31 protein-coding genes and 2 pseudogenes are annotated in these 25,423 nt (G+C 65.8%); 23 read left to right on the top strand and 10 right to left on the bottom strand.

Annotated features, from left to right (window positions below; all coding sequences use genetic code 11):
• Positions 1-17 precede the first annotated feature (17 nt).
• Positions 18-941, top strand: a complete 924-nt coding sequence (locus C8J30_RS15695; protein ID WP_110806787.1) for a hypothetical protein — start codon at positions 18-20, stop codon at positions 939-941.
• Here the strand turns inward: C8J30_RS15695 and C8J30_RS15690 are convergent.
• Complete coding sequence (locus C8J30_RS15690) at positions 933-1,817, bottom strand: choline sulfate utilization transcriptional regulator (RefSeq protein WP_110806786.1); 885 nt, start codon at positions 1,815-1,817, stop codon at positions 933-935. The two genes, C8J30_RS15695 and C8J30_RS15690, sit on opposite strands and share 9 nt — an antisense overlap.
• 103 nt (positions 1,818-1,920) lie before the next feature.
• Here C8J30_RS15690 and C8J30_RS15685 point away from each other — a divergent pair, with 103 nt between their 5' ends.
• Together C8J30_RS15685 and betC are read left to right on the top strand one after the other, a co-directional pair.
• Positions 1,921-2,865 (top strand): choline ABC transporter substrate-binding protein, encoded by a 945-nt coding sequence (locus tag C8J30_RS15685; RefSeq protein WP_110806785.1) that lies wholly within the window; start codon positions 1,921-1,923, stop codon positions 2,863-2,865.
• A 14-nt stretch (positions 2,866-2,879) separates the two neighbouring features.
• Entirely contained in the window at positions 2,880-4,394 is a 1,515-nt protein-coding gene (betC, locus tag C8J30_RS15680; RefSeq protein WP_110806784.1) for a choline-sulfatase, read from the top strand.
• A 31-nt stretch (positions 4,395-4,425) separates the two neighbouring features.
• Here the strand turns inward: betC and C8J30_RS15675 are convergent, their stop codons facing one another.
• The 9 genes from C8J30_RS15675 to rsxA all read right to left on the bottom strand — a co-directional run bounded on the left by C8J30_RS15675 (position 4,426) and on the right by rsxA (position 11,291).
• The gene (locus C8J30_RS15675) at positions 4,426-4,704 is read right to left on the bottom strand and encodes a hypothetical protein (protein WP_110806783.1); all 279 of its coding nucleotides are present in this window, start codon (positions 4,702-4,704) and stop codon (positions 4,426-4,428) included.
• Between the two features lie 72 nt (positions 4,705-4,776).
• Positions 4,777-5,802 (bottom strand): FAD-dependent oxidoreductase, encoded by a 1,026-nt coding sequence (locus tag C8J30_RS15670; RefSeq protein WP_110806782.1) that lies wholly within the window; start codon positions 5,800-5,802, stop codon positions 4,777-4,779.
• A 33-nt stretch (positions 5,803-5,835) separates the two neighbouring features.
• The gene (locus C8J30_RS15665) at positions 5,836-6,093 is read right to left on the bottom strand and encodes an RnfH family protein (RefSeq protein WP_110806781.1); all 258 of its coding nucleotides are present in this window, start codon (positions 6,091-6,093) and stop codon (positions 5,836-5,838) included.
• A complete protein-coding gene (locus C8J30_RS15660) occupies positions 6,090-6,815 on the bottom strand; it encodes an electron transport complex subunit E (protein WP_110806780.1) in 726 nt (241 codons plus the stop codon). Before C8J30_RS15660 ends, C8J30_RS15665 begins: the two co-directional genes overlap by 4 nt.
• A 10-nt stretch (positions 6,816-6,825) precedes the next feature.
• Positions 6,826-7,479, bottom strand: a complete 654-nt coding sequence (rsxG, locus tag C8J30_RS15655; RefSeq protein ID WP_110806779.1) for an electron transport complex subunit RsxG — start codon at positions 7,477-7,479, stop codon at positions 6,826-6,828.
• The gene (locus C8J30_RS15650; RefSeq protein WP_245909864.1) at positions 7,476-8,555 is read right to left on the bottom strand and encodes an RnfABCDGE type electron transport complex subunit D; all 1,080 of its coding nucleotides are present in this window, start codon (positions 8,553-8,555) and stop codon (positions 7,476-7,478) included. Before C8J30_RS15650 ends, rsxG begins: the two co-directional genes overlap by 4 nt.
• A 2-nt stretch (positions 8,556-8,557) precedes the next feature.
• Positions 8,558-10,117 carry an electron transport complex subunit RsxC gene (gene rsxC / locus C8J30_RS15645; RefSeq protein WP_110806777.1) on the bottom strand — a complete coding sequence of 520 codons (1,560 nt, stop codon included), beginning with the start codon at positions 10,115-10,117 and terminating at the stop codon, positions 8,558-8,560.
• Positions 10,114-10,689 (bottom strand): RnfABCDGE type electron transport complex subunit B, encoded by a 576-nt coding sequence (locus tag C8J30_RS15640; RefSeq protein WP_110806776.1) that lies wholly within the window; start codon positions 10,687-10,689, stop codon positions 10,114-10,116. Before C8J30_RS15640 ends, rsxC begins: the two co-directional genes overlap by 4 nt.
• 20 nt (positions 10,690-10,709) lie before the next feature.
• Positions 10,710-11,291, bottom strand: coding sequence for an electron transport complex subunit RsxA (gene rsxA / locus C8J30_RS15635; protein WP_110806775.1), 582 nt, complete (start codon positions 11,289-11,291; stop codon positions 10,710-10,712).
• Positions 11,292-11,712: 421 nt separating this feature from the next.
• Between rsxA and C8J30_RS15630 the strand changes: the two genes are divergently transcribed.
• The 20 genes and pseudogenes from C8J30_RS15630 to C8J30_RS15535 all read left to right on the top strand — a co-directional run.
• On the top strand, positions 11,713-13,020 hold the full coding sequence (locus tag C8J30_RS15630; RefSeq protein WP_110806774.1) for an FprA family A-type flavoprotein: 1,308 nt from the start codon (positions 11,713-11,715) through the stop codon (positions 13,018-13,020).
• A gap of 20 nt (positions 13,021-13,040) precedes the next feature.
• Positions 13,041-13,328 (top strand): ferredoxin FdxC, encoded by a 288-nt coding sequence (fdxC, locus tag C8J30_RS15625; RefSeq protein WP_110806773.1) that lies wholly within the window; start codon positions 13,041-13,043, stop codon positions 13,326-13,328.
• A 46-nt stretch (positions 13,329-13,374) separates the two neighbouring features.
• Positions 13,375-13,572, top strand: a complete 198-nt coding sequence (fdxN, locus tag C8J30_RS15620) for a ferredoxin FdxN (RefSeq protein ID WP_110806772.1) — start codon at positions 13,375-13,377, stop codon at positions 13,570-13,572.
• A gap of 1 nt (position 13,573) precedes the next feature.
• Positions 13,574-14,053 (top strand): SoxR reducing system RseC family protein, encoded by a 480-nt coding sequence (locus C8J30_RS15615; protein ID WP_110806771.1) that lies wholly within the window; start codon positions 13,574-13,576, stop codon positions 14,051-14,053.
• A complete protein-coding gene (locus C8J30_RS15610; RefSeq protein ID WP_110806770.1) occupies positions 14,050-15,150 on the top strand; it encodes an FAD:protein FMN transferase in 1,101 nt (366 codons plus the stop codon). The genes C8J30_RS15615 and C8J30_RS15610 overlap by 4 nt, the downstream gene beginning before the upstream one ends.
• A 152-nt stretch (positions 15,151-15,302) precedes the next feature.
• Positions 15,303-15,842: a peroxiredoxin gene (locus C8J30_RS15605; protein ID WP_110806769.1), complete on the top strand. Its 540-nt coding sequence runs from the start codon at positions 15,303-15,305 to the stop codon at positions 15,840-15,842.
• 173 nt (positions 15,843-16,015) lie between these two features.
• Positions 16,016-17,584, top strand: a complete 1,569-nt coding sequence (gene nifE / locus C8J30_RS15600) for a nitrogenase iron-molybdenum cofactor biosynthesis protein NifE (RefSeq protein WP_110806768.1) — start codon at positions 16,016-16,018, stop codon at positions 17,582-17,584.
• A 1-nt stretch (position 17,585) separates the two neighbouring features.
• Positions 17,586-18,971, top strand: coding sequence for a nitrogenase iron-molybdenum cofactor biosynthesis protein NifN (nifN, locus tag C8J30_RS15595; protein WP_110806767.1), 1,386 nt, complete (start codon positions 17,586-17,588; stop codon positions 18,969-18,971).
• Positions 18,946-19,428 (top strand): nitrogen fixation protein NifX, encoded by a 483-nt coding sequence (gene nifX, locus C8J30_RS15590; RefSeq protein WP_110806766.1) that lies wholly within the window; start codon positions 18,946-18,948, stop codon positions 19,426-19,428. Before nifN ends, nifX begins: the two co-directional genes overlap by 26 nt.
• Positions 19,428-19,898 carry a NifX-associated nitrogen fixation protein gene (locus tag C8J30_RS15585; RefSeq protein WP_110806765.1) on the top strand — a complete coding sequence of 157 codons (471 nt, stop codon included), beginning with the start codon at positions 19,428-19,430 and terminating at the stop codon, positions 19,896-19,898. The genes nifX and C8J30_RS15585 overlap by 1 nt, the downstream gene beginning before the upstream one ends.
• Position 19,899: 1 nt before the next feature.
• Positions 19,900-20,097 (top strand): CCE_0567 family metalloprotein, encoded by a 198-nt coding sequence (locus C8J30_RS15580; protein WP_110806764.1) that lies wholly within the window; start codon positions 19,900-19,902, stop codon positions 20,095-20,097.
• Positions 20,030-20,416: pseudogene (gene fdxB, locus C8J30_RS15575) on the top strand (ferredoxin III, nif-specific); the annotation flags it as partial. The gene C8J30_RS15580 and the pseudogene fdxB, both read left to right, overlap by 68 nt.
• A complete protein-coding gene (locus tag C8J30_RS15570) occupies positions 20,400-20,942 on the top strand; it encodes a nitrogen fixation protein NifQ (RefSeq protein WP_110806762.1) in 543 nt (180 codons plus the stop codon). The pseudogene fdxB and the gene C8J30_RS15570, both read left to right, overlap by 17 nt.
• Positions 20,929-21,384: a hypothetical protein gene (locus C8J30_RS15565; RefSeq protein WP_110806761.1), complete on the top strand. Its 456-nt coding sequence runs from the start codon at positions 20,929-20,931 to the stop codon at positions 21,382-21,384. The genes C8J30_RS15570 and C8J30_RS15565 overlap by 14 nt, the downstream gene beginning before the upstream one ends.
• Positions 21,385-21,537: 153 nt before the next feature.
• A complete protein-coding gene (locus C8J30_RS15560) occupies positions 21,538-21,858 on the top strand; it encodes an iron-sulfur cluster assembly accessory protein (RefSeq protein ID WP_110806760.1) in 321 nt (106 codons plus the stop codon).
• 10 nt (positions 21,859-21,868) lie between these two features.
• Positions 21,869-22,267: a NifU family protein gene (locus C8J30_RS15555; RefSeq protein WP_110806759.1), complete on the top strand. Its 399-nt coding sequence runs from the start codon at positions 21,869-21,871 to the stop codon at positions 22,265-22,267.
• Positions 22,268-22,269: 2 nt separating this feature from the next.
• Positions 22,270-23,442, top strand: a complete 1,173-nt coding sequence (locus C8J30_RS15550) for an aminotransferase class V-fold PLP-dependent enzyme (protein ID WP_110806758.1) — start codon at positions 22,270-22,272, stop codon at positions 23,440-23,442.
• 12 nt (positions 23,443-23,454) lie between these two features.
• Positions 23,455-24,612: a homocitrate synthase gene (gene nifV / locus C8J30_RS15545; protein ID WP_110806757.1), complete on the top strand. Its 1,158-nt coding sequence runs from the start codon at positions 23,455-23,457 to the stop codon at positions 24,610-24,612.
• A gap of 15 nt (positions 24,613-24,627) precedes the next feature.
• On the top strand, positions 24,628-24,966 hold the full coding sequence (nifW, locus tag C8J30_RS15540) for a nitrogenase stabilizing/protective protein NifW (protein ID WP_110806756.1): 339 nt from the start codon (positions 24,628-24,630) through the stop codon (positions 24,964-24,966).
• Between the two features lie 242 nt (positions 24,967-25,208).
• A pseudogene (locus C8J30_RS15535) lies at positions 25,209-25,423 on the top strand (nif-specific transcriptional activator NifA); the annotation flags it as partial.

The raw sequence follows: 25,423 nt of genomic DNA, 5'->3' as shown, positions 1-25,423 counted from the left end.
CCAGAAGGACCAGTGTGATGATTTCCGCCATTTCCGCCGCGCCGCCGCGCGCGCAATCGCAAGATACCTCCTCGGCCACGACCGGCAGTGCCGTGGTCTTTTCCCTCGACGACGCCGAGGCGGCGCGCGAAACCGCCCTTGGCCTCGCGCAAAACTGGGCGCCCGACGCGCAATTCAGCGTGCTTCGCGAAAGTCTGGGGCAATTGCGTGCCTATGAGGCGGGCGAGACGGACAATCTGACGCTGGGCGGCAATAGGGTCACAGTTGCTGATCATGTGTCCACGGAAGGCCGCTTTACTGTTTTTGGTGCGATCGCGGTGACAATCAACGGCGAAGACAGCACCGCCATCCTCACACCGGATATGTTGCAAGACGAACTCGACCTGATGCGAAACTTGATGAGCATGATCCGCGCGGCAGCCGATATTGCGGCGCACATGGCCGAGGGCATCCGGCAGACCCTTGCCGACATGAACCGAGCCGATGATCCCGGGCAATATGATGCCTATGCGCAGATCCTTGCGGGGCAGGAGCGTGAAGCGACGGACGCTCGTATTCAGGCCGATACCGTTGCCGCAGATTGGGGCCCGAAGATGGACCTGCTGGATCAGGTCATCGATGCGATGTGGGATCTGATTCCGGGGGCCGAACGCCCCGACGCCGGTACCGCGACCGCCGTGGCCGACACCCCGGTTTCGACGGCTGCCGAAACCACCGAAACCGGCGCCGCCAGTCAGTCGGATTCGCAGTCCGAGGCCGATCGCAAGAAAGCCGCACGGCTGGCGGCGCAGGCGATGGATGAAACCTGGGAACGGGTGAAGGAGTTGCTGCGCCACATGGAGCCGGTCGAGGCAGCGCCCGGCTCGGAAGCGGCCGCCCGCGCCTGGGATGCCGCCCGCGCGGCGATCAAGGCGACAGCTATCCCGCAGGCATCAACCTGAACTCAACCCCGCCTCGGCCCGTAGCCAGGACCAGAGCGCTTCGGCGGCGGCATCCCGCGGGCCGGTCGCGACCAGAAAATAGCCCCGCTCCGGGCTGGAAAGTTCCGGCCCGGCCTCGACCAGCTGATCGCGGGCCAGAAGCCGGTCGACCAGCCCGCGCCAGCCAAGTGCCACCCCTTGACCGGCGAGCGCCGCCTCGATCACCAGCGCATAGGTGTTGAAACGCAGATCCCCCCGCTCGGCATGGGGATCGCGGGCGAGCGTCAGCGCGCGCAGGTAAGATGGCCAGTCGAACCAGACCGCCCCCGGCTCGGCATCCAGATGAATGAGCGGCGCATCGGGCAAGACCCCCGCGGGCAGACCGGCGCGCAGGGCGGGGGCACAGACCGGCACCACCGCCTCGGGCATGATCTGCACCGCCTCGGCTCCCAGTTCGGCGCGGTTGGCAAAGACCACCGCCATCTCGCCCTCGGCCCGGACCCCGGCGTGCTGCAGCGCGACGATCTGCAATTCAAGCTCGGGGTGGGCGGCGCGGAACAGATGCAGCCGCGGCATCAGCCAAAGCGAGGAAAAGGCGTAATCGGTGAACAGCCGCAACGCCTTGCGCCGGGGTTGCGGGCGCAACTCCTCGGCCAAGGCATCGACCTGGGTGACGGCGCGGGCGAGAATGTCGTAAAGCGCCCGCCCCTCGGCGGTCAGATCCACCCCGCGGGCCTTGCGCAGCAGCAGGGCCACGCCGAACTCCCCCTCGGCGCGGCGGATCTGATAGCTGACGGCGGGCTGGGTGATATTCAACCGTGCGGCCGCCTCGGACAGGCTGCCCGCCCGCCCGACCTCGACGAAAACCCGCATCCAACCGAGATCGACACGCCGCATCAGGCATAAACCTTCTTTATTGCAGGCATTCAGAAATTGCCCCTGTACAGGACAAACTGTCTCACCTTTCATAAGCGAATAAAATAGCTGACAGGGAGCCAGCATGATCCTCTCCATCGCCTGCCGCACGGGGCTTTCCGTTGCACTCCTGTTGTCCAGCGCCGCGATGGCGCTGGCCGATGACGCCTCCTGCTCGGCGATCCGGCTCTCGGACCCGGGCTGGACCGACATCACCGCGACGAATGCCGTCGCCTCGGTGGTGCTGAGCGGCCTTGGCTACGCGCCCGAGGTGAAGACGCTCTCGGTGCCGATCGGCTATGAATCGATGAAGAACGGCGAAATCGACGTGTTTCTGGGCAACTGGATGCCGGCGCAGCAGCATTTCATCGACGATCTGACCAAGGCCGATGCGGTCGAGCATATCACGCAGAACCTGACCGGGGCGAAGTTCACGCTCGCCGTGCCGACGGCCGAGGCGGGCAAGGGCGTGAAGGATTTCGCCGATCTGGCCGCGCATGGCGATGATTTCGACCACAAGATCTATGGCATCGAGCCGGGCGCGCCCGCCAATGCCAATATCCAGAAGATGATCGACACCGATGATTTCGGCCTGAAGGACTGGGAATTGGTTGAATCGGGCGAGCAGGCGATGCTGGCGCAGGTTGATCGCGCGGTGAAAGAGGGCAAGGGGATCGTCTTCCTCGCCTGGGCGCCGCATCCGATGAACGCCAATTTCGACCTGACCTATCTCTCGGGCGGCGACGCCTATTTCGGGCCGGATTTCGGTGGCGCGACCGTGCACACGCTGGCCCGCAAGGGCTGGACCGGATCTTGCCCGAATGCGGGCAAGCTGTTCTCGAACCTTGTGTTCGAGGTCGGCATGGAGAACGAGCTGATGGGCTCGATCCTTGGCGGCACCGATGCCAAGGTTGCAGCGACCGACTGGATCAAGGCGCATCCCGAGGTGCTTGGCCCGTGGCTTGACGGTGTGACGACGCTCGACGGCAAGCCGGGCGATGCGGCGGTCAAGGCCGCGCTGGGACTTTAAGGACGCGCCGGACCATGGACACCCGCCCGAATATCCTTGTCATCATGGTGGATCAGGCCAACGGGACGCTGTTCCCCGACGGTCCGGCCCCGTTCCTGCACACGCCGAACCTGAAGCGTCTGGCAAAGCGGTCCGTCCGCTTTGCCAACACCTATACGGCCAGCCCCTTGTGTGCGCCCGCCCGCGCGTCCTTCATGTCGGGGCAATTGCCCAGTCGCACGCGGGTCTATGACAATGCGGCCGAATTCGCCTCGGACATTCCGACCTTCGCGCATCACCTGCGCCGGGCGGGCTATGCGACGACCCTGTCGGGCAAGATGCATTTCGTGGGCCCCGATCAGCTGCACGGCTTCGAGGAGCGGCTGACGACCGACATTTACCCCGCCGATTTCGGCTGGACGCCGGATTACACCAAGCCCGGCGAGCGGATCGACTGGTGGTATCACAACCTTGGCTCGGTCACCGGGGCGGGCGTGGCCGAGATCACCAACCAGATGGAATATGATGACGAGGTTGCGTATCACGCGATGCGCAAACTTTACGACCTGTCACGGCGGCAGGATGACCGGCCGTGGTGTCTGACGGTCTCCTTCACCCATCCGCACGACCCCTATGTGGCGCGCAAGCGGTTCTGGGATCTGTACGAGGAAAGCCCGGCACTGGACCCCAGCGTTCCAGAGCTTCCGTTTGAGGATCAGGACCCGCAATCGAAGCGTATCTTGGAATCCTGTGATTTCAGAAATTTCGAAATCACGTCTGAAATGATCCGCCGCGCCCGTCAGGGGTATTTTGCCTCTGTCAGTTACATCGATGAAAAGATTGGCGAAATCCTTGACGTTCTGGAGCGCGGACGGATGGCGGAGAATACCATCATCGTCTTCGTCTCGGATCATGGCGACATGCTGGGCGAGCGCGGCCTGTGGTTCAAGATGAACTTCTTCGAAGGCGCGTCGCGGGTGCCGATGATGATTGCGGCGCCGGGCTGGAAACCCGGGCGGATCGATACGCCGGTCTCGACGCTCGACATCACGCCGACGCTCGCGGCGCTGGCCGGGATCGATATTTCCACGCTTGCACGCTGGACCGACGGGGTCGATCTGGCTCCGGTGGCGAAAGGCGCGGGCCGGGCTGCGGTGCCGATGGAATATGCGGCCGAGTCGACGATCGCGCCGATGGTCTGTCTGCGCGAGGGGCGCTACAAGCTGATGCTCTGCGACGCCGATCCGCCGATGCTTTACGACCTCGAAGCCGATCCGCAGGAATTGGTGAACCTTGCCAGTGCGCCCGAGCATGCCGAGACGCTGGCGCGGCTGACCGAACAGGCGATGGCGCGTTGGGATCTGGGCGCCTTCGACGCGGCGGTGCGCGAAAGTCAGGCACGGCGCTGGGCGGTTTATGACGCGCTGCGCAACGGGGCCTATTTCCCCTGGGATTACCAGCCGCTGCAAAAGGCGTCCGAGCGCTACATGCGCAACCACATGGACCTGAACGTGCTGGAAGAAAACCAGCGCTATCCGCGCGGCGAGTGAAACGGTAGGGCTGCCCGCACTGGGCAGCCCTTCAGTGCTTGAAGCGACGCACCAGCGTCCAGATCCCCAGCAGAACCCCCATCTGGATCGCATTCGTCACGAGGCCGATCAGCGCGGCGACGATGAACCAGACATTGCCATTCGGCAAAATCAGCGGGATCAGCAGCGCCACCAGCACAAGCCCGGCGGCCAGTGTCGGGATCTTGCTCAGCCGGTCTTCCAGCCGCGGTTGCAAGCCGATCACCGCGGCCAGAAGCAGGATGCGCAGCGGATCACCGATCTGGGTGATGAAAATGTCGATTAGTCCCAATGCTCTCCTCCCTGTGAGCCAGACCGTGCGACATTAGGCGCCGCTGTCGCTTTCGCCAAGGATTTTTCCGGGTCAGGCTTTCGCATCCGTTGCCGCAGTGACCGAGAGCCGGGCACCATCCAGCGTGCGCGCGGCGCCCTTGCGGGCATCGCCCAGCACGATGGCTTCGCTGCGCAGCATCGAGCGGCTCCGCGCATCGCAAGGGCACCAGCCCGAGGCATCAACCAGACCCGCGGTGCGGGCAATTGTACCCGCCACATGCGGCGGCACGAAGTTGATCACATCGGCCGTCAGACGCCCGGCATCGGTCTCGATCCGGCCAGCATGGGCATCGACGGCGCGAACGGTGGCGCCCTGCGCCGCGGTGACCCAGGCCACCTGCGCATCCAGACCCTGCAACCGTTTCGCCATCGCGAAGGATTGCGCCAGCGCCGGGGTCGGGGTCGCATCCAGAACCGTCAGCCGCGCCGCCGGGCGGGTGGCGGCGAGGTGGCGGCTCAGCACCAGGGCGCGGTTCAGCGCCACCTGCGGATGGCTCAGGTCCGCGGGCAGGCGCAGCACGACATGACCGGCCTCGGGCAGGGCGGCGAGTTGCGCCGCCAGCCGCCGGGCCTCGCGCGGGTTGCCCCAGGCGGCGGGCATCGTGTAGCGGGCCTCGGCATCCAGCCCCTCGATCGCTTCCGGCCGCGCGCTGGTGCCCGGGGCGAGATAGAGCCGATCAAAGGCGGCATCGCGGCCCGAGAAGAGCGAAAGCCGCCCCGCGGTCCAATCCACATCGACCACATCGTCGAGCATCACCTCGATGCCCTGCGCCTTCAGCTGGGCCAGTGTCGCCTCGGTCCGCGGCGCGGTGAAGGCGGCCGCGGCTGCATCGCTGGCTTCGCGGGCCAGTCGGGTCGGATCGCGTTCAAGCAGCGCCACCCGCAGCGTCGGATGGGCGGCCCGCAGGGCAAGCGCGGCCTGCGCCCCGGCCGGACCGGCGCCAATGATCACGGTGCGATCCGCGGGCGAAAGGGCAAGGCCGACCCCGCCCACCGCGGCAACGGCAGAGGTGGCGAAGAGACCGAGGGTGAATTGGCGACGGGTCAGACGGGTCATCGGAAGTCTCCTGACGGAAGGGGGACCGGGCGGTCAGCTTCTCTTTTCCAGCAATTCGGCTTCGGGATAGATCGGGCGGTAGATCTCGACCCGGTCCCCTTCCTTCAGCGCCTTTTCGAGCGGGCAGATCTGGCCGAAGATGCCGATCTTTTGCGTGCTCAGGTCGATTTCGGGGAATTGGTCGAGCAGGCCCGATTTCTCGATCGCGTCGCGCGCCGTGGCGGTTTCCGGCACATCGACATGTTTCCAGACCTGCACGGTCGGCTTGGCATAGGCGACACCCACGATCATGCTTGTTCCTCCGGTTTGGGTTGCAGCACGCCCGCGGCGGTGAAGACGCGCTCGGTGCGGATCTTGCGGATTTCCTGTTCGATCGTCGGCTTGCGGGCGTCGATCAGGCGCTTGAGCGCGAAAAGTCCGCCCACCACCAGAAAGCCGCCCGGCGGCAGGATCATGATCAGAAAGCCCGGGTATTCGGGGAAGACCGTCATTTCCATGAAGGCGAAATGCGGACCAAGCAGCAGCGAGGCCTGGGCAAAAAGCGTCCCCGAACCAAGGATTTCGCGGATCGCCCCCACCACCACCAGCGCCAGGGTGAAGCCGGTCCCCATCATCAGACCGTCAAGCGCCGAGGCCAGAACGCCGAAACGTGAGGCAAAGGCCTCGGCCCGGCCGAGGATGGCGCAGTTCGTCACGATCAGCGCGATGAAAAGGCCGAGCACCTTGTGCAGATCGTGCAGAAAGGCGTTCAGCGCCAGATCGACGACGGTCACGATGGCGGCGATGATCAGGATGAAGGCGGGGATGCGGATTTCCGGGGCGATGGTCTTGCGCAGCGCGGAAATCACCACGTTCGACAGGATCAGCACCACGGTCGTCGCCAGCCCCATGCCGAGCCCGTTCGTCGCCGTGCCGGTGATGGCGAGCGTCGGGCACAGCGCCAGCATCTGGCCCGTCACGATGTTCTTGTCCCACAATCCGTCGCGGGCGATCTTGGCGTAACTGTCCGACATGGGCGCCTCCTCAGGATTTCGCGGGCAGGGGGGCGGTCAGCGCCGCCTTGTTGCGATCGAAGAAATTCAGGCCGCGGTAGATCGTCTTCACCACGGCGCGCGGCGTGATCGTGGCCCCCGAGAACTGGTCAAACACACCACCGTCACGTTTTACCTTCCAGTTCTCGGGGCTTGGGTCTTGCAGCGACTTGCCGGCAAAACCCAAGATCCAGTCGCCCTTGGCCACTTCGATCTTGTCGCCAAGACCGGGCGTCTCGGTATGCGACAGCACGCGGACACCGAGCAGCGTGCCATCGGGGGCGATGCCCAGAAGCACATGGATCAGACCGCTGTAGCCCGGGCCGGACATCTCGAAGGCAAGGCCGGTCACCGTGCCGGATTTGGTCGCGACATAGACCGAAACCGCGCCTTCCTCGGCATCGGTGATCGGGCGCAGCGAGGCGGCCAGATCGTTGTCGTGCAGATCGCGCGGGATCACCTGTTCCAGCGAGGCCGCCAGATCTTCGGCGCCACGGGCCGCGATCGGGGCCGAAGTGCTGTCATTGGCAATCGCGAGCAATACGGCGGTGGCGAGCGAGAAGAGCGCGAGCATGATCCCGTGTGCGAGGGGCGAGGCCTTGAACCACGGCAGTTGCGGCTTTTCGGGGGGGGGCGTGCCGGTCATTTCTGCGCTCCCTTCGCGGGTTTGCCTGCGCCAAGCGGTTTGCCGGTGCGCGAGCGCCCGAAGATCCGCGGCCGGATATAGGTTTCGATGAGCGGGGTGACCGAGTTCATCAGAAGCACCGCGAAGGCAACGCCCTCGGGGAAGGCGCCAAAGGTGCGGATCACGAAGACCAGCGTGCCGATGCCGATGCCATAGACCCATTTGCCTGCGGCGGTGACGGGCGAGGTGACGTAATCGGTCGCGATGAAGAAGGCACAGAGCATCGTCGAGCCCGAGGTCAGATGCAGGATCGGCGGCGCGAAGCGGTCAGGCGCGAAGAAGGAACAGATCGCCGACAGGGCGGTGAGCGTGCCCAGCACCGCGAGCGGGATGGTGGGCGTGATGATCCGGGTGACGAGCAGCAAAAGCCCCCCAAGCGCCACGAGCACCGTCGAGGTCTCGCCCAGGCTGCCCGGCACGAGGCCGATCAGTCGGCTTTTCAGATCGGCCAGTTGCGGGACGATCTCGCCCATGGTTGCCCCGGCGCCGATCTGGCTCTTGATGTGGCTCAGCGTCGAAGCGCTTGAGACCGCGTCGAACTCCTGCGAACCGAGGAAGGTGATCGAGAGCCCGTGCAGGAACGAGGGGCCCTCGAACAGTCCGACCGGGGCGACCCAGGTGGTCATCTGCACCGGCAGCGCGACGACGAGCATGGCGCGGGCGACCATCGCGGGGTTGAACAGGTTCTGCCCCAGCCCGCCGAACAGCTGCTTGGCGATGACGATGGCGATGAAGGCGCCGATCGTGCCCACCCACCAGGGCGCATAGGGCGGCAGCGTCATGGCGACGAGCCAGCCCGACAGGATCGCCGAGCCGTCGGTGGCAAAGGGCCAGATCGGCTTTTTCGCGATCCAGAGGCAGGCGACCTCGAACAGCCAGGCCGAGATGACCGTGGTCAGGAACAGGAAGATCGCGGGCCAGCCGAATTCGTAAAGCCCGAAGGCCGTGGCCGGGGTCAGCGCCGCGACCACCGTCAGCATCGTCCGCGAGACGGTGAACAGCGTATGGGTGTGCGGGCCCGCAACGGGCATGTGCATGGTCACGGCGTGGCCTCCCCTTGGATGGCGGAACCTGTCGCGGGCGGCGGCATTTCGGACGCGGCGGCCGCTTCTTCGGCTTTCTTCTTCGCGGCCATCTCGGCCTTGCGCTTCAGCATCATCTGTTTTTTCGCTTCGGCGATCGCCTCTTCGCGGGCCTTGCGGGCGGCGGCGAGACGCTTGGTTTCTTCCTGCTGGTGCTTGCGGCCTTGCCGTTCGGCGAGCTTGCCGCGCGCGTAGTCGAAGGCCTGAAGCAGCGGGATGCCCGAGGGGCAGGCATAGGCGCAGGAGCCGCAGGACATGCAGTCCATCAGCCCGACCTTGGCCGCGCCCTCGAGATCGCCCGCCTGGATCTTCGCGTTCAGGTCAAAGGGCGTCAGGCCATTGGCGCAGGCGCCGACGCAGGATCCGCAACGAATGCAGGGCATCTGGTCGCTTTTCCGGGTTTCCGAGACCGTCATCGCCAGCACGCCGCAGGTACCCTTGACCACCGGCACGCGCAGGCTGGCGACCGGATGGCCCATCATCGGCCCGCCCAGGATCACGCGGTCGATCTCGCCCACAAAACCGCCGCAGAAGTCGATGATGTCGGAGATCGGTGTCCCGATCAGCACCTTGACGTTCGAGGGCCGCGCGACGCCTCGCCCCGAGACGGTGATGACGCGCGAGATCAGCGGCTCGCCATAGCGCACGGCCAGGTGGACGGCATGGGCCGTGCCGACGTTGTAGACCAGAACGCCCATTTCCGCGGTGCGGGCGCGGGCGGGGACTTCCTTGCCGGTGACGGCCAGCACCAGATGCTTGGCCGAACCCATCGGATATTGCGCGGGCACGACCTTGACCGAGAACGGGATGCCCAGCGCGAATTTGAACCGGCGCAGCGCGGTGATCGCATCGGGCTTGTTCGATTCAATGCCGACGATGATCTGTTTCACCCCGATCGCACGGCCCATGATCCCGGCGCCATCGACGATTTCTTCGGCGTTTTCGCGCATCAGCCGGTCATCGCAGGTCAGATAGGGCTCGCATTCCGCGCCATTGAGCAAGAGCGTATCAACCGCATGGCGCTTGCGCTGATTGAGCTTCACCGCCGCCGGGAAGGCCGCGCCGCCCAGACCGACGATCCCCGCCAGTTCGATATGCGCGGCGATCTCGTCCGGGTCGGCCATCTCGGGGCGCAGACGCGGCAGGTGCGGGCCCCATTTGTCCTCGCCATCCGGGCGGATGGTGATCGTCGGCACCGGCAACCCCGAGGGGTGCGGCGCGGTAAAGGCGCCCAGCGCAATCACCCGCCCCGAGGTCGGCGCATGGATATTGGCCGACATCGTGCCGCGGGCCTTGCCGATCAGCTGGCCTTTCAGGACGTAATCATCGCGCTGCACCAAGGGCTCCGCCATCGCGCCGGAATGCTGTTGCAGCGGTACGCGCAGCAATTGCGGGATCGGCATGCGCAGCGTTTCCGCCTCGGAGGTCAGCGCCTTGCGGTATTCCGGATGAACGCCGCCGCGCACCGTGCCCCATGTCGAGGGTTTCAGAAGATTCGAAAGCGACAGAAAGCTCATGCTGCTTGCTCCGCGGTTTGCGGCTTGGCTTGCCCGCCGAAGGCGACGTCGGGCTTGTCCCAGAACCAGTTGTTGAGGGTTTTCGGCTTCACCCGGGCGACGATCGCCTCGGTCGGGCAGACCTCGATGCAGGCGTCGCAGCCGATGCAGGCATCCATCACGACAGTGTGGATCTGCTTGGCGCCACCGATGATCGCATCGGTCGGGCAGCGCTTGAAGCACTTCTGACAGCCGGTGCAATGATCCTCGAAGACGAAGGCCACCATCGGCTCGATTTCGGCGATCGGACCGGCCTGGGCGCCCTCCTCGACGGTGACGATTTCGGCCAAGGCCAGCGCCACATCACGCCCGCCCGGGGTGCAGGCGGTCACCGGGGCGTTGCCCTCGGCCATCGCCTCGGCCAGACCGTTGCAGCCGGGAAAGCCGCAGGCGCCGCAATTGGTGCCGGGCAGGATCTTGGCGATCTCCTCGACGATCGGCGGGGTCTCGACGTGGAACTTGCGGGCGGCGGCGCCGAGCAGATAGCCCAGCCCGAGCCCGAGGGCCGACATGGAGGCGGCGGCTGTGATCATGGCAGGTCTCCTTTCGACGATCAGACGTGCACGAGCCCGGCAAAGCCCATGAAGGCGAGCCCCAGAAGTCCGCCCGAGATGAAGGCGATGGGGGTGCCCGCGAAGGCGGCGGGAACCGAAAGCTGGGCCAGCCGCTCGCGCATGCCGGCGAAGATCACCAGAACGAGGGTGAAGCCGACCGAGGCGCCAAAGCCGCTCAGCGTGCTCATCGCAAGGCTCAGATGGCCCTGGATATACATCAGCGGCAGGCCAAGGACGGCGCAGTTGGTGGTGATCAGCGGCAGATAGATCCCCAAGGCCTTGTGCAGGTCCGGGGTGACCTTGCGCATCACCGTCTCGATGAACTGCACGATCGCGGCGATGACCAGGATCATGCTCAGGATGCGCAGGAACTGCAGATCGAGCGGTTCGAGGATCAGCGCCTCGACCAGCCAGCAGGCGGCCGAGGCGACGGTGATCACGAAGGTGGTGGCCAGCCCCATGCCGATCGCGGCGTCGGTCTTGCGCGACACGCCCATGAACGGGCACAGCCCGAGGAATTTGACCAGCACCACGTTGTTCACGAGCGCGGTGCTCAAGAGGACGAGAAGGAAGTCTTGCATCGGTCTCCCCGGTTGGCTGTGCCCCCGCATCAGGGATCGGGCGAAGGGCTTCATCGGGGATCAAGCAAGGGTCGTGCCAAGCGGGCGGATCGGGCGCCTTCGCGCCCCCGCGTGCCCGCCCGCGCGTGCGGTCGCGCGCGCATCCGCCCCCGCGCCCGCGATAATAATGTGAGCGCCCCCGCCGCAGCTGCGAAGAACGCCGGTTTGCACGAGAAATCGGTGCGATCACGGCTTGGAGAGGGTGTTTTTCCAGTATTTCCGCCTGTTTCGCCGGAATGTCGGTTTCCCGACAATTTGTCGGAGCCGCCCCGCGATCTCTGTCGTCTTGCGGCCCCACGCCCCTGTTTCACCGGGATTTACGACTTGGCACGTCCCTTGCTGCATCTCCTGTGCGGGCTGCCCGCGACCACAGGAGTATGCCTTGTCCGTTCCACCCTTCACCATTCGCCCGGCTGCGCCCCGCCTTGAAGGCCCCTCGGGGCCGGTCCTGGTGGCGCCCGGCGTGCATTGGGTGGGGGCGCTCGATCCGGGGCTGCGCAGCTTCGACGTGATCCTGAAGACGGCGAACGGCACGACCTACAATTCCTATGCCGTGCGCGGCTCCGAGGGCGTGGCGGTGATCGACACGGTGAAGGCCGAATTCGCCGACGAGTTCTTTGCCCGGCTCGAGGCCGTCGCCCGCTATGACGAGATCCGGCTGATCGTTCTGAACCATCTCGAGCCCGACCACACCGGCGCCGTGCCCGAACTTCTGCGCCGCGCGCCGCAGGCGCAGGTGCGGCTCAGCCCCCGCGGCCTGCCGATGCTGCGCGCGCTTCTGAAGGACGAGTTCGAGCTTTACGACATCAAGGGCGTCACCACCGGGCAATCGGTCAGCCTGGGCGATCGCAGCCTGCAATTCTACACCACGCCCTTCGTGCATTGGCCCGACACGCAATGCACCTGGCTTGCCAGGGAGCGGGTGCTGTTCACCTGCGATCTGTTCGGCAGCCATTATTGCGACGGGCGGCTTTTCAACGACCTCGTCGGCGATTTCCGGTTTTCGTTCGAATATTACTTCGACCGGATCATGCGCCCCTTCCGCAGCTTCGTGGCGCAAGCGATCGACCTGATCGAGCCCCTGGATTTCGGCATCATCGCGCCTGCGCATGGCCCGATCCTGCGTTCGCACCCGCGCGATTACCTGACCCATACGCGGCGGCTGATTTCCTCGCGCCTCGCCTCGGAAACCGGCAGCGAAAAGACCCTGCTGATCTTCTACGTTTCGGCCTACGGCGCCACCGCGCAACTGGCGCAGGCGATTCATGATGGCGCCGCCGAAAGCCCCGAAGTGCGGGTTTCTCTGTTCGATCTGGAGGGCGGCGAGATCGCCCCCTTCCTTGATCTGATCGAAGAGGCCGACGGCATCGCGCTTGGCACGCCGACGATCAATGGCGATGCGGTGCGCACGATCTGGGAGATGCTGGCGGCGCTCGTTGACATTGAAACCCGCGGCAAGCTGGGGGCGGCCTTTGGCTCCTACGGCTGGTCGGGCGAGGCGGTGCGGCTTGTCGAAAACCGCCTGCAGGGGCTGAAAATGCGTCTGCCCGAACCGGGGTTGCGGATCAAGCTGCACCCCTCCGCGGCGGAACTGGAAGAGGGTCGCGCTTTCGGGCGGCGGCTTGCGGATCACCTGACCGGCCGGGCCGCGCCCCGCGAGGTCGACTTTGCCGAAATCGCGGCGCGCTGAAGAACAAGAAAGGACGGATTATGGACAAGGCCACACTGACGTTCACCGATGTCTCGATCACGGTCAACGTGCCGACCGGAACCCGCATCATCGAGATGTCGGAGAAGGTCGGCTCGGGCATCACCTACGGCTGCCGCGAGGGCGAATGCGGTACCTGCATGACGCATATTCTCGAAGGCGCCGAAAACCTGTCGGAACCGACCGCGTTCGAAATCCGGGTGCTGGAGGAAAACCTCGGCGGCAAGGACGACCGTCTGGCCTGCCAATGCCGGGTGCTCGGCGGTGCCGTCAAGGTCCGCCCCGCCTGAGAAAACGAAACGAAGCCAAGCCATTTGCCAGGAAAGGAAACCAGCCATGGCCATGAAGATCGATCCCGAACTCTGCACCTCCTGTGGCGACTGCGAACCGGTCTGCCCGACCAACGCGATCTCTCCGAAGAAAGGCGTCTATGTGATCAACGCCGACACCTGCACCGAATGCGAAGGCGAGCATGACCTGCCGCAATGCGTCAACGCCTGCATGACCGACAACTGCATCAACCCGGTGGCGTAAGATGACGGGCTGCTGCGACGACGGTCTTGCGACCGGCTCGCGCGATCTGCGCGAAAGGCTGCGGGTGGTCGCGGTCAAGGGCGAAAGCCTCGTCGTCGCGGCAGACCGGGCTTCGGCCTGTGCCGCCTGTGCCGAGGCGAAAGGCTGCGGTACCAAGGCGCTTCTTTCGATGAGCCGCACCGATCTGATGACGATCGACCGGCCACCGGGGCTCGCCGTCGCGGCGGGCGACGCGGTCGAGGTGGCGATCTCCGGCAACAGCTTCCTTGCGGGCATCGGGCTTGCCTATCTGCTGCCCGCCGTCGCTTTTGTCATCGCCCTTTCCGGCGCAACCGGGGCTGGGCTTTCGGATGGCGCCTCGGCACTGGTGGCGCTGATCGTGCTGGTGCTGTCGTTCCTGCCGGTGATCTTCGTCGAGCGCCAGGCGCGGCTGACACGGGCGTTGAAGGTGCTCGACGTGATCCCGGGCGGGTGCCGATGACGCGCCGCTCAACCGCGCTTCGGGCCGGTCTTGCCCTTGTGGCCGGTCTCGCGCTTGCGGGCGGGGTCCGGGTTCTGAACGCGCCCGCGCCCGACATCCGCGAAACCTTTTACGTTTTCGGCACGCTTCTCGAGGTCGAAACCCATGGCGTGGCCGAACCGCAGGCCCGTCAGGCGATGGCCCGCGTTGGCGCGCATCTGCGCCAGATGCACCGCGATTGGCATGCCTGGAACCCGGGCGAGCTGGAAAGCCTGAATGCCGCCATCGCGGTCGGGCAGAGCTTCGAGGTCGATCCGGGTCTGGCGAAACTTTTGCAGCAGGGCAGGGAGCTTGCCTGCCGCTCGAACGGGCTTTTCGATCCCGCCGTGGGCGGGATGGTCGAGGCCTGGGGCTTTCACGCCGACACGCCCCCCACAGGCGATCCGCCCGCCGATGCGGTGGTGGCGACGCTTCTGGCGGGTCATCCGAAAATGACCGATCTGACGATCCGCGGCACCACGGTCCGATCCTCGAACCCTGCGGTGCAACTCGACCTTGGCGCCTATGCCAAGGGCGCGGCGCTTGATCTGGCCGAGGAAGACCTGAGTGCCGAAGGCATCACCGATGCCGTGCTGAACGCGGGTGGCGGCGTGCAGGTTCTGGGCGATCACGGGTCGCGGCCCTGGCGGGTGGCGATCCGCGATCCCTTTGAATGGGGCGTCGTCGGCGCGGTGTCGCTGCGCCCGGGCGAGGCCTTGCACACCTCTGGCAATTACGAGCGCTATTTCGACAAGGGCGGCATCCGATTTTCCCACATCATCGACCCGCGCACGGCCCGGCCGATGCAGGGGGTGGTGTCGGTCTCGGTCCTGTCGAACAATGGCGCGCTGTCGGATGCTGCGGCCACGGCGCTTTGTGTGGCGGGAGAAAAGGACTGGCCACGGATCGCCGCGCAGATGGGGGTCAGCGCCGTTCTGATGATTGCCGATGACGGCTCGATGGTCGCCACGCCCGAAATGATGGCGCGACTCGAAGCCGTCGAGGGTGGTTTTCCCGCGCCGATAACGGTCGTCGATCTGCCCAAGGATGTGGCAATCCCCTCCTGCCCCGAGAGGTGAACGCCCTTTGGCACGCGCTTTGCCGCCGCCGCCCTGTCACAGTCTGGATTTGGAACGATTCCATATTGCGGTGCGGCGACGATCACGCTACCCCCTCGGACCGAGATTTCCGCGGGGTCACTTCCCCGCTTGACCGAAGACAGGAGTGAGAGATGAAGACCAACAGCAAACTGCCCGAAGTCACCTTCCACACCCGCGTGCGCGACGAAAGCGTGGGCGGCCCGAACCCCTACCGCTGGCAGGATGTCACCACCGCCGATTACTTCGCGGGCAAGCGGGTGATCCTGTTCTCGCTGCCGGGCGCTTTCACGCCCACCTGCTCGACCTACCAGCTGCCGGGCTTCGAAAAGGGCTTCCCGGAATTTGCCGCGCAAGGCATCGATGAGATCTATTGCCTCTCGGTCAACGACAGCTTCGTGATGAACCAATGGGCCAAGGCGCAGGGCCTGCAGAACGTCAAGGTCATCCCGGATGGCTCGGGCGAGTTCACCCGCCGCATGGGCATGCTCGTGCGCAAGGACAACCTCGGTTTCGGTCTGCGCTCGTGGCGCTATGCGGCGATCGTCGATAACGGCGTCATCGAGGCCTGGTTCGAAGAGCCCGGCCTGATGGACAACTGCCCCGAGGATCCCTATGGCGTTTCGAGCCCGGAAAACGTGCTGGCCTGGCTGAAGACCGCGAAAGCCGCCTGAGCCCTCCGACAGATCTTGCGAAAGCCCCGCCCCTCCGGCGGGGCTTTTGTTTTGCGCGGTCAGGCTCCGACAATTTGTCGGATATGCTCCAAACCGGTCCCGAACCGTGCAAGAACCGGGCCGTTTCGCTTGGCACGTTGCTTGCTTGATCTCTCGTAACAGGGGGATGCACCATGTCCGAAGCCTTGAAGTCGAAAATCGCCGATGTCCTGAACGAGCCGGGCTGCGCCACCAACTCGACCAAGACCGATGTTCTGCGCAAGAAGGGCTGCACCAAGCAGCTGACGCCCGGGGCGGCGGCCGGTGGCTGCGCCTTTGACGGGGCGATGATCGCGCTGCAACCGATCGTCGATGTCGCCCATGTCGTCCATGCCCCCGCCGCCTGCTGGTCGAACGGCTGGGACAACCGCTCCTCGGCCTCCTCGGGGTCGGAGCTGTTCCGCAAGGGCTTCACCACCGATCTTTCGGAAATCGACATCGTCATGGGGCATGGCGAGAAAAAGCTTTATCGCGCCATCCGCGAGGTGATCGAGGCGGAAGCCCCCGCCGCCGTTTTCGTCTATGCGACCTGCGTGACGGCGCTGATCGGTGACGACCTTGATGCCGTCTGCAAGGCGGCGACGGCGAAATGGGGCACGCCCTGCATTCCGGTCAATGTGCCGGGTTTTGCGGGCTCGAAAAACCTTGGCAACAAGCTGGGCGGCGAGGCGCTGCTCGACCACGTCATCGGCACGATGGAGCCGGAAACGACGACGCCCTATGACGTCAACATCATCGGCGATTACAACCTGTCGGGCGAGCTGTGGCAGGTGAAGCCGCTTCTGGACAAGCTTGGCATCCGCATTCTGGGCTCGATCGCCGGGGATGCGCGCTACAAGCAGGTGGCGATGGCGCATCGGGCCAAGGTGACGATGCTGGTCTGCTCGCAGGCGCTGATCAATGTCGCGCGCAAGATGCAGGATCGCTACGGCATCCCCTATTTCGAGGGCTCATTCTACGGCATCTTGGACACCTCGCAATCGCTGCGCACGATGTGCCGGATGCTGGTGGAGCAGGGTGCGCCGAAAGAGCTGCTGAACCGCTGCGAGGTGCTGATCGCCAAGGAAGAGGCGAAGGTCTGGGCGGCGCTGAAACCGTTTCGCCCCAAGGTCGAAGGCCGCCGCGTGCTGCTTTACACCGGCGGGCACAAGACGTGGTCGGTCGTCTCGGCGCTGCAGGAGCTGGGGATGGAGGTCGTCGGCACCTCGATGCGCAAGGCCACCGACAATGACCGCGACCGGGTGGTCGAGATCATGGGCGATGACAAGCACATGTATGAAAACATGGCCCCGCGCGAGATGTATCAGATGCTGAAGGACGCGAAGGCCGATGTGCTTCTGTCCGGCGGCCGCTCGCAATTCGTCGCGCTGAAGGCGCTCGTGCCCTGGGTCGATGTGAACCAGGAAAAGCACGAACCCTATGCGGGCTATATGGGGATGGTAGATCTCGTGCGCGCCATCGATCGTTCGGTGAACAACCCGATGTGGGCGGATCTGCGCGACCCGGCGCCCTGGGAGACGCCGCTCACCGGATCGGTGCTGCCCGCGCCCTCGGGCGCCTGCCCGGTGACGGGGATTGCCGCGCCGAGGAGCCAGGCGCCGGTGCTGGTGCCGCAACAGGCTCCGGCCGCCGCGGTGGCGCCTGCGCCAAGCCCGGAACTGGCGGCGATGACCAATTCCAACACCGATTTCGAGGATTGCTGAGATGGCCGTGCTGATCCACCCCCGCCGTGCGCTCTCGACCAATCCGCTGAAGACCTCGGCCCCCCTTGGCGCGGCCATGGCCTATCTGGGCATCGAGGGCGCCGTGCCGCTTTTCCACGGCGCGCAGGGCTGCACCGCCTTCGGCATGGTCCACCTTGTGCGCCATTTCAAGGAAGCCGTGCCGCTGCAAACCACCGCGATGAACGAGGTCTCGACGATCCTTGGCGGCGGCGAGCAGATCGAGGAAGCGATCGACAACATCCGCAAGCGGGCGAAACCGAAGTTCATCGGCATCGCCTCGACCGCGCTGACCGAAACCCGGGGCGAGGATATCGCGGGCGAACTGCGCGCGATGAAGGCCCGCCGCCCGGATTGGGCTGGCACCGAGGTCGTCTATGCCGCCACCCCGGATTTCGACGGCGGTCAGCAGGATGGCTGGGCGAAAGCGGTCGAGGCGATCGTTTCTGCGCTCGTCCCCGTCACGCCCGAGCGCGACCCCGACCTGCGGCTTGTGACCGTGCTGGTGCCAAGTTCCTTCACCACCTCGGAGATCGACGAGGCGGTGCGGATGATCCGCTCCTTCGGTCTCGATCCGATCGTGCTGCCGGACCTCTCCACCTCGCTCGACGGGCATCTGTCGGACGACTGGTCGGGTCATTCGCTCGGCGGCACGTCACTGGCCGACATCGCCCGCATTCCCCGCTCCGCCTGCACGCTCGCGCTGGGCGAGCAGATGCGCGGCGCGGCGCAGATCATCGAGGATCGGGCGCTGGTGCCCTATCGCGTGTTCCAGAGCCTGACTGGCCTGAAGGCGGTCGATGCCTTTGTCCGCGTGCTGATGGAACTGTCGGGAATGCAGGACCCGCCGCCCTCGATCAAGCGCGACCGGGCGCGGATGATGGATGCGGCGCTCGACGCGCATTTCTTCACCGGCGGCTTGCGGGTGGCCATCGCCGCCGACCCCGATCTGATGTTTTCGCTCTCCACCGCGCTCGCGTCGATGGGGGCCGAGATCGTCGCCGCCGTCACGACGACCCAGCATTCCGCGCTGATCGAGAAAATGCCCTGTGCCGAGGTGATCCTGGGCGATCTGGGCGATTTCGAACGCGCCGCGCGACAGGCCGAGGCGCAGATCCTGATCACCCACAGCCACGGCCGCCATGCCGCCGAGGCGCTGAACCTGCCGCTGGTCCGCGCCGGTTTCCCGATCTTCGACCGCATCGGCGCGCAGGATACCTGCCGCGTCGGCTATCGCGGCACCCGCGCCTTCTTCTTCGAAATCGCCAATGCGATGCAGGCGATTCCCCATAGTCCCCGCCCCGAGGATTTCGGGGCTGCCCCCATCCCAGAGGAGTTTGACCATGTCCCGCACCCTGCGCCTTGTTGAACCGGCAGGCCCCGCGCCGGGCGAAAAGCCGCTGCGCGTGGCCATCGCCTCGAATGATCTTGAAAGGCTCGACGCCCATTTCGGCTCGGCCCGGCAGATCGCTGTCTATGAGGTCTGGAAGACCGGCGCCCGCTTCGTCGAGGTGCATCAGTTCTCCAATTCGACCGACCAGAAGGGCCGACATGATGATCTGGAGGACCGGATCGGGCCGAAGCTCGAGGCGCTTTCGGGCTGCACGCTGGTCTTTGCGCTGGCCGTCGGTGGCCCGTCCGCCGCGCGGATGGTGCGGGCGGGGATGCACCCGATCAAGCGCAAGGAGCCCGAGCCGATCTCGGCCGTGATCGAGCAGGTGCAGGTGATGCTGAACGGCAACCCGCCGCCCTTCCTGCGCAAGGTTCTGGGCACGCATGTCAAACCCGATTTCACCGCCGATTTCGACGAGGAGGAAACCGCCTGATGACCCAGACCCTGGAAGAAGCCCGCGGAGGCGAGATGGTGGAAAGCCCGTTTCTGGCGCAGCTTGTCGCGGTGATCCGCGCCGAGGACAGCCACGGGCTCTGGGACGACAAGACGAATTCGGAAATCCTGCGCGAGTTCATCGTCACTGCCGAGGAACGCCGGTCGATGCCGATCATCGGCGACCCCGACCCGGAGCTGATCTGGCGGATGACCAAGTTCTATGACGCCATCGGCCTGCAGGTCGAAAAGCGCACCGGCGTGATGGCGAGCCAGATGCAGAAGATGCACCACGAGGGTTTTGGCCGCGTCGTCCTGATCGCGGGCAAGCTCGTCGTCGTCTCGAAACACCTGCGCGACGTGCATCGTTTCGGCTTCGAGACCTGGGCGAAACTCGCCGAGGCGGGCGAGAAGCTGGTCGAAGGCGCCGTCGCCACGATCGAAGAATTCCCCGAAGCGGCGAGGGCCTGAGATGACGCTCGAAGAGTTGGAAGCCAAGGTCAAGAAGCTGTCGCTGCGCGCCACCGATGCCAAGATGAACCTGCACGACCTGTCGGAAGAACTGCCGACCGACTGGCAGAAAATCCCCGAGGTGGCCGAGGCGACCTATCAGATCTTCAAGGACCTGGACGAAGCCCGCAAGGCGCTCAAAGCCGCCAAGCAAGCATAACAAGGACAAAGCGATGCCGACTGTTGCCTATACCCGCGGAGGCGCGGAATACACGCCCGTTTACCTGATGAAGATCGACGAGCAGAAATGCATCGGCTGCGGCCGTTGCTTCAAGGTCTGCGGCCGCGATGTGATGAGCCTGCACGGGCTGACCGAAGATGGTCAGGTCGTCGCGCCGGGCACCGATGAATGGGACGAGGTCGAGGACGAAATCGTCAAGAAAGTCATGGCGCTGACCGGGGCCGACAATTGCATCGGCTGTGGCGCCTGTGCGCGGGTCTGCCCGTCGGAGTGCCAGACCCATGCTGCACTTTCCTGATCCCTTCGCGACAGACCCGGGGCCGATGATCCCGGCCGAGGCCATCGGCTTCATCCTGGCCCATGGCTTGCGCGAATGCGCTTCGGGGCTTGGGCCGCTGACGGTGCGGCTCGGGCTCTCGGGCGCGGATCTGGCGGCCCTGCGTGATCGCTTCGCGCCGGGCCTTGATCTGCCCGATCTTGACCTGCCGCGTCCCGTGGCCGGTCCCGATCAGCAGGCGATCGAGACGCTGATCCTGTGGCGGGCGGGCGTCATTACGCCCGAGGCCCGTTGGCTTGCCGCGATCCTGGCGCGGCGGTCGATGGAAAACCGTCATCTGTGGGAAGACCTTGGCCTGCCCTCGCGTCCGGCGCTGAGTGCGATGATCCGGCATTTCCTGCCCGGCCTTGCCGCCGCCAATTCCCAGAACATGCGCTGGAAGAAATTCTTCTACCGGCAGATCTGCTCGGACGCGGCGTTTTCGCTGTGCCTCTCGCCCTCTTGCGACGCGTGCGACGAACGGGCCGCCTGCTTTGCCCCCGATTGATCCGGCCCGGCTTCTGGCCGGGGCCGAGGGCGCCCGGTCCGACCCCGCCGCCAGCGCCGAGGTGATCTTGCGCGCGCTCGACACCGCGCCCGAGGATCTGGAGGTGCGGTTGGCCGCCTATCGCTTCTATTTCTTCACCCATGATTACTCTGCCGCCGTGCCGCAGGCCGAGGCGGTGCTGCGTCTGGCGGCGCTGAGACTCAATCTGCCACCCGATCCGGCGCTGGTGTGCCGGGACGACGCCGATTTCACTGCGCATGACTTCGCGCCGGGGCTTTATCTGCAGGCGCTGATCGGGCTGGGCTATTCGGCCGCGCGATCTGGTCAGCGCGATCTGGCCCGGCAGGTGCTGGCCAAAGCCGCCGAACTTGACCCGACCGACCGCTTCGGCGGCGCCTGGCTTCTGGCCCGCGTCGAGGCGGGCGAGGAGGACGCCGACTAGGGGATGCGACAATCTCTGTCGGGAATCCCTCAATGTCGGCCCGAAACTAGCATCCGCGTCACCGATCCCGGCCCGAAGCTTGCTGATTTCACCCCGGCCGGTTGGCACGCTTCTTGCTGCATCCCTGATGAACTCATCACACGGGAGAGCGCCATGATCGAGATCACCCAACCCGCCCGGGAAGCCATCAAGGCCGCCATCGACGGCGCCGGTCAACCTGTTGCCGGGCTGCGCCTGATGGTGCAGTCGGGCGGCTGCGCCGGGCTGAAATACGGCATGGCGCTGGAGCTGGAAGCCCAACCCGACGATGCCAGCCTGACTTTTGGCGAGGTCACGGTGCTGATCGACCCGCTCACCCGCGAACATATCGAGGGCACGAAGATCGATTTCGTCAGCAACCTCGAAGGCGCCGGGTTCACCTTCGAGAACCCGAACGCCAAGAACGCCTGCGGCTGTGGCAAATCCTTCTGCTGAGGGGAAAGCGATGCGCGACATGCAAGACGACGACACCAAGTCTCCCGCGCCGCCCCCTGCTGCCGCGGCCGCCGCGCGACGGGCGGCGGGGCAGGCCGCCCCCGATGCCACCGCGCTGCGCGAGCGCTTCACCAAGGTGGCCGCGGTTGAAACCCCCGAAGCGGCCGCCGATCCTGCCGCCGACGAGGTGACCCGCATCCTTGCCCTGATCGACGAGATGCGCCCGACCTTCCGCCGCGACGGTGGCGATATCGAGCTTGTCCGGGTCGAGGGCAACAAGGTCGTCGTGCATCTGTCCGGCGCCTGCGCGGGCTGCATGCTGGCGGGCCAGACCCTGTTCGGCGTGCAAAAGCGCATCACCGACGTTCTTGGCCGCCCCTTCCGCGTCATCCCCGACATCCGGCATTGATCATGACCCAACCTGCCATCTACCTCGACAACAATGCCACCACCCGGGTCTACCCCGAGGCGGTGGCGGCGATGCTGCCCTATTTCACCGAACATTACGGCAATGCCTCTTCGGGCCACGGCTTCGGGGCGCAGGCGGGGGTGGGGCTGCGCAAGGCCCGGATCGCGGTGGCGGGGCTGATCGACGCCACCTCGGAGCAGGAAATCATCTTCACCTCCGGCGGGACTGAGGCGAACACCACGGCCATTCGCTCGGCGCTGGCGGTGCAGGAGGGACGGCGCGAGATCGTCATCTCTGCGGTCGAGCATCCGGCGGTGCTGATGCTCGCGGCCGATCTGGAAAAGACCGAAGGCATCACGGTGCATCGCATTCCGGTCGACACCCTCGGGCGGCTTGATCGTGCGGCCTATGCGGCGGCGCTGTCGGACCGGGTTGCCGTCGTCTCGATGCTCTGGGCGAACAACGAAACCGGCACGATTTTCCCGGTGGCGCAACTGGCGGCCGAGGCGCATGCGGTCGGCGCGCTGTTTCACACCGATGCGGTGCAGGTGGTGGGCAAGCTGCCGATCTCGGTGCAGGACACCGTGATCGACATGCTCTCGCTCTCCGGCCACAAGTTCCACGGGCCGAAGGGGGCAGGGGCGCTTTACCTGCGCAAGGGCGTGCCCTTCCGCCCGCTCTTTCGCGGCGGCAAGCAGGAACGCAGCCGTCGGGCGGGCACGGAAAACGTGCCCTCGCTGGTCGGCATGGGCGTCGCGGCCGAAATCACCGCGGCGCGGATGGAGGCCGATCTCTCCCGCATCGCGACGCTGCGCGACTGGCTGGAGGCGGGTCTGCTGAAACTCGGTGGCGTCATGGTGCTGGGTGATCCCGCGCATCGGCTGGCCAACACCTGCACCGTCGCCTTCGACCGGATCGACGGCGAGGCGGTGCTGACGAAACTCGCCCGTCTCGGCATCGCGGTCTCGACCGGCTCGGCCTGTGCCTCGGGCGCGATCGAGCCGAGCCATGTCACAAGGGCGATGGCCGTGCCCTTCACCTCGGCGCATGGGGTGGTGCGGTTCTCGCTCTCTTCCGAAACGACGGCGGCGGAAATTTCCCGCGTGCTGGCCGTCCTGCCCGAGATCCTGGCCGAACTGCGCCCCGTCCCCGTCGCTGACCCCGTAACCGCCTGAAGGGAAAAGATCATGCTCCGCTTTCCCGACCCCACCCGCAGCCTTGCGCTTTGCGACACCACCCTGCGCGACGGCGAACAGACCGCCGGGGTGGCCTTTTCGCTTGCCGAAAAGAAGGCCATCGCCCGCGCGCTCGACCGCGCCGGGGTGGCGGAAATCGAGGTCGGCATCGCCGCGATGGGCTGGGCCGAGGTTGCCGAGATCCGCGCCGTCGTCGCCGAAATCGCCCACGCGACGCCCGTCGTCTGGTGCCGGTTGCGGATGACGGATCTCGACATGGCGCAAAAGACCGGGGTGAAGCGGGTGCATTTCGCCGTACCGACCTCGACCGCGCAGCTGGAGGGCAAGCTGCGCGTCGATCGCGACTGGATCCTGCGCGAGACCGCGGCGCTCGTCTATTGCGCCACCGATCGCGGCTTGCAGGTCTCGGTGGGCGCCGAGGATGCGAGCCGCACCGATCCCGAGTTTCTGATCCGTCTGGCCGAGGTCGCCGCCGCCGCCGGGGCCATCCGCTTTCGCATCGCCGATACGCTTGGCCTGCTCGATCCGCTCGGCGCGTTTCGCCTTGTCGCGCAGCTTTCGGCGCGGATTTCCCTGCCGATCGAGATGCACGCCCATAATGATTTCGGCATGGCGACGGCGAACACGATCATGGCCGCCCATGCCGGGGCCACGCATCTGTCCGTCACCGTGAACGGGCTGGGCGAGCGCGCGGGCAATGCCGCGCTCGAAGAGGTCGGCGCGGCGCTCGAGGCGGGCAATATCGACACCGGCCTTGATCTTTGCGCGCTGCCCGAGCTTTCCGCCGTCGTCGCCAAGGCCTCGGGCCGGGCGCTGCCGCCGCAAAAGCCGATTACCGGCGAGATGGTCTTCGCGCATGAATCCGGAATCCATGTCGATGCGATCCTGAAGCGTGCCGACACTTACGAAGACCCCCGCTGCGCCCCCGCCCGCTTCGGCCGCGAGCGCCAGATCGTGATCGGCAAGCATTCGGGCGCCGCCGGTCTGCGCGCGGCCCTGCTCGAGGCGGGCCTGCCCGCGACCGACACCGTGCTGGACCGGCTGAAACCGATGCTGCGCGCCCATGCCGTGCGGGTGAAACGCCCCGCCAGTTCCGATGACCTGCGCCGCATGGTGGCGCGGCTCGACCGCCTGCCACCCCAAGCCTGACCCCGGGAGACACCGATGACGACCGAAAGCCCGACCTTGACCGCCCTGGCCAAACTCTCCTCGGCCGAGGAGATCTTCGCCTTCCTCGGCATCGAGCCAATCCGCGAGGTGCTGAACTCTTCGCGGCTGCACATCATGAAACGCTTCGGCGCCTATCTGCGCGAAACCGACATGACCGGCCTCAGCGAAGAGGCGATCCTGACCCATGCCCGCGATGCGCTGACCCGGGCGCAGGGGGATTTCGTCGCCTCGAGCCCGCTCAAGGAAAAGGTCTTCAAGGTCTTCGAGACTCAGGCCGCGAAACAGAAAGCCCGCTTCGTCGGTCTTGAAACCCTGAAAGTGATCAAATCCTGACGTCCTGCAACCTGCCAGATTTTCCGGCCCCCGGGTCGGCAATGCCGCATAATTGCGCAATCGACCCGGTGCCTACGCAAAAATGAACCGAAATTGCCTGCCGGGCACGTCCTCGGGATGTGCCTTTCCCCGTGTGCGGTCTATGATGATCTGCAGAAGTCCCGACTGCTGCGGGCGTCGCGCGAGTCCCATGATCCGGGTCGTCCGCTGCAGGATATTCCTTCTTGCAAGGGGGTGACTGCATGACCGATCAACAATCCCGCCCCGGCTCGCCCGACCATCCCCGCCGCCGCTCGACCCAGTCGATTGCCGACCGTCTGGCTTTGGACGCGCTTTACGAGATCGCGAAGACGTTTGCGTCGGCGCCCGATCCGGTGGCGGAGGTGCCGCAGATTTTCAACGTGCTCTCGTCCTTCCTCGACCTGCGGCACGGGGTGCTGGCGCTGCTCGCCGAACC

Origin of the sequence: Rhodobacter viridis (assembly GCF_003217355.1) — a bacterium.
Lineage (GTDB): Bacteria > Pseudomonadota > Alphaproteobacteria > Rhodobacterales > Rhodobacteraceae > Rhodobacter > Rhodobacter viridis.
This window is presented reverse-complemented; position numbering and strand designations above follow the sequence as displayed.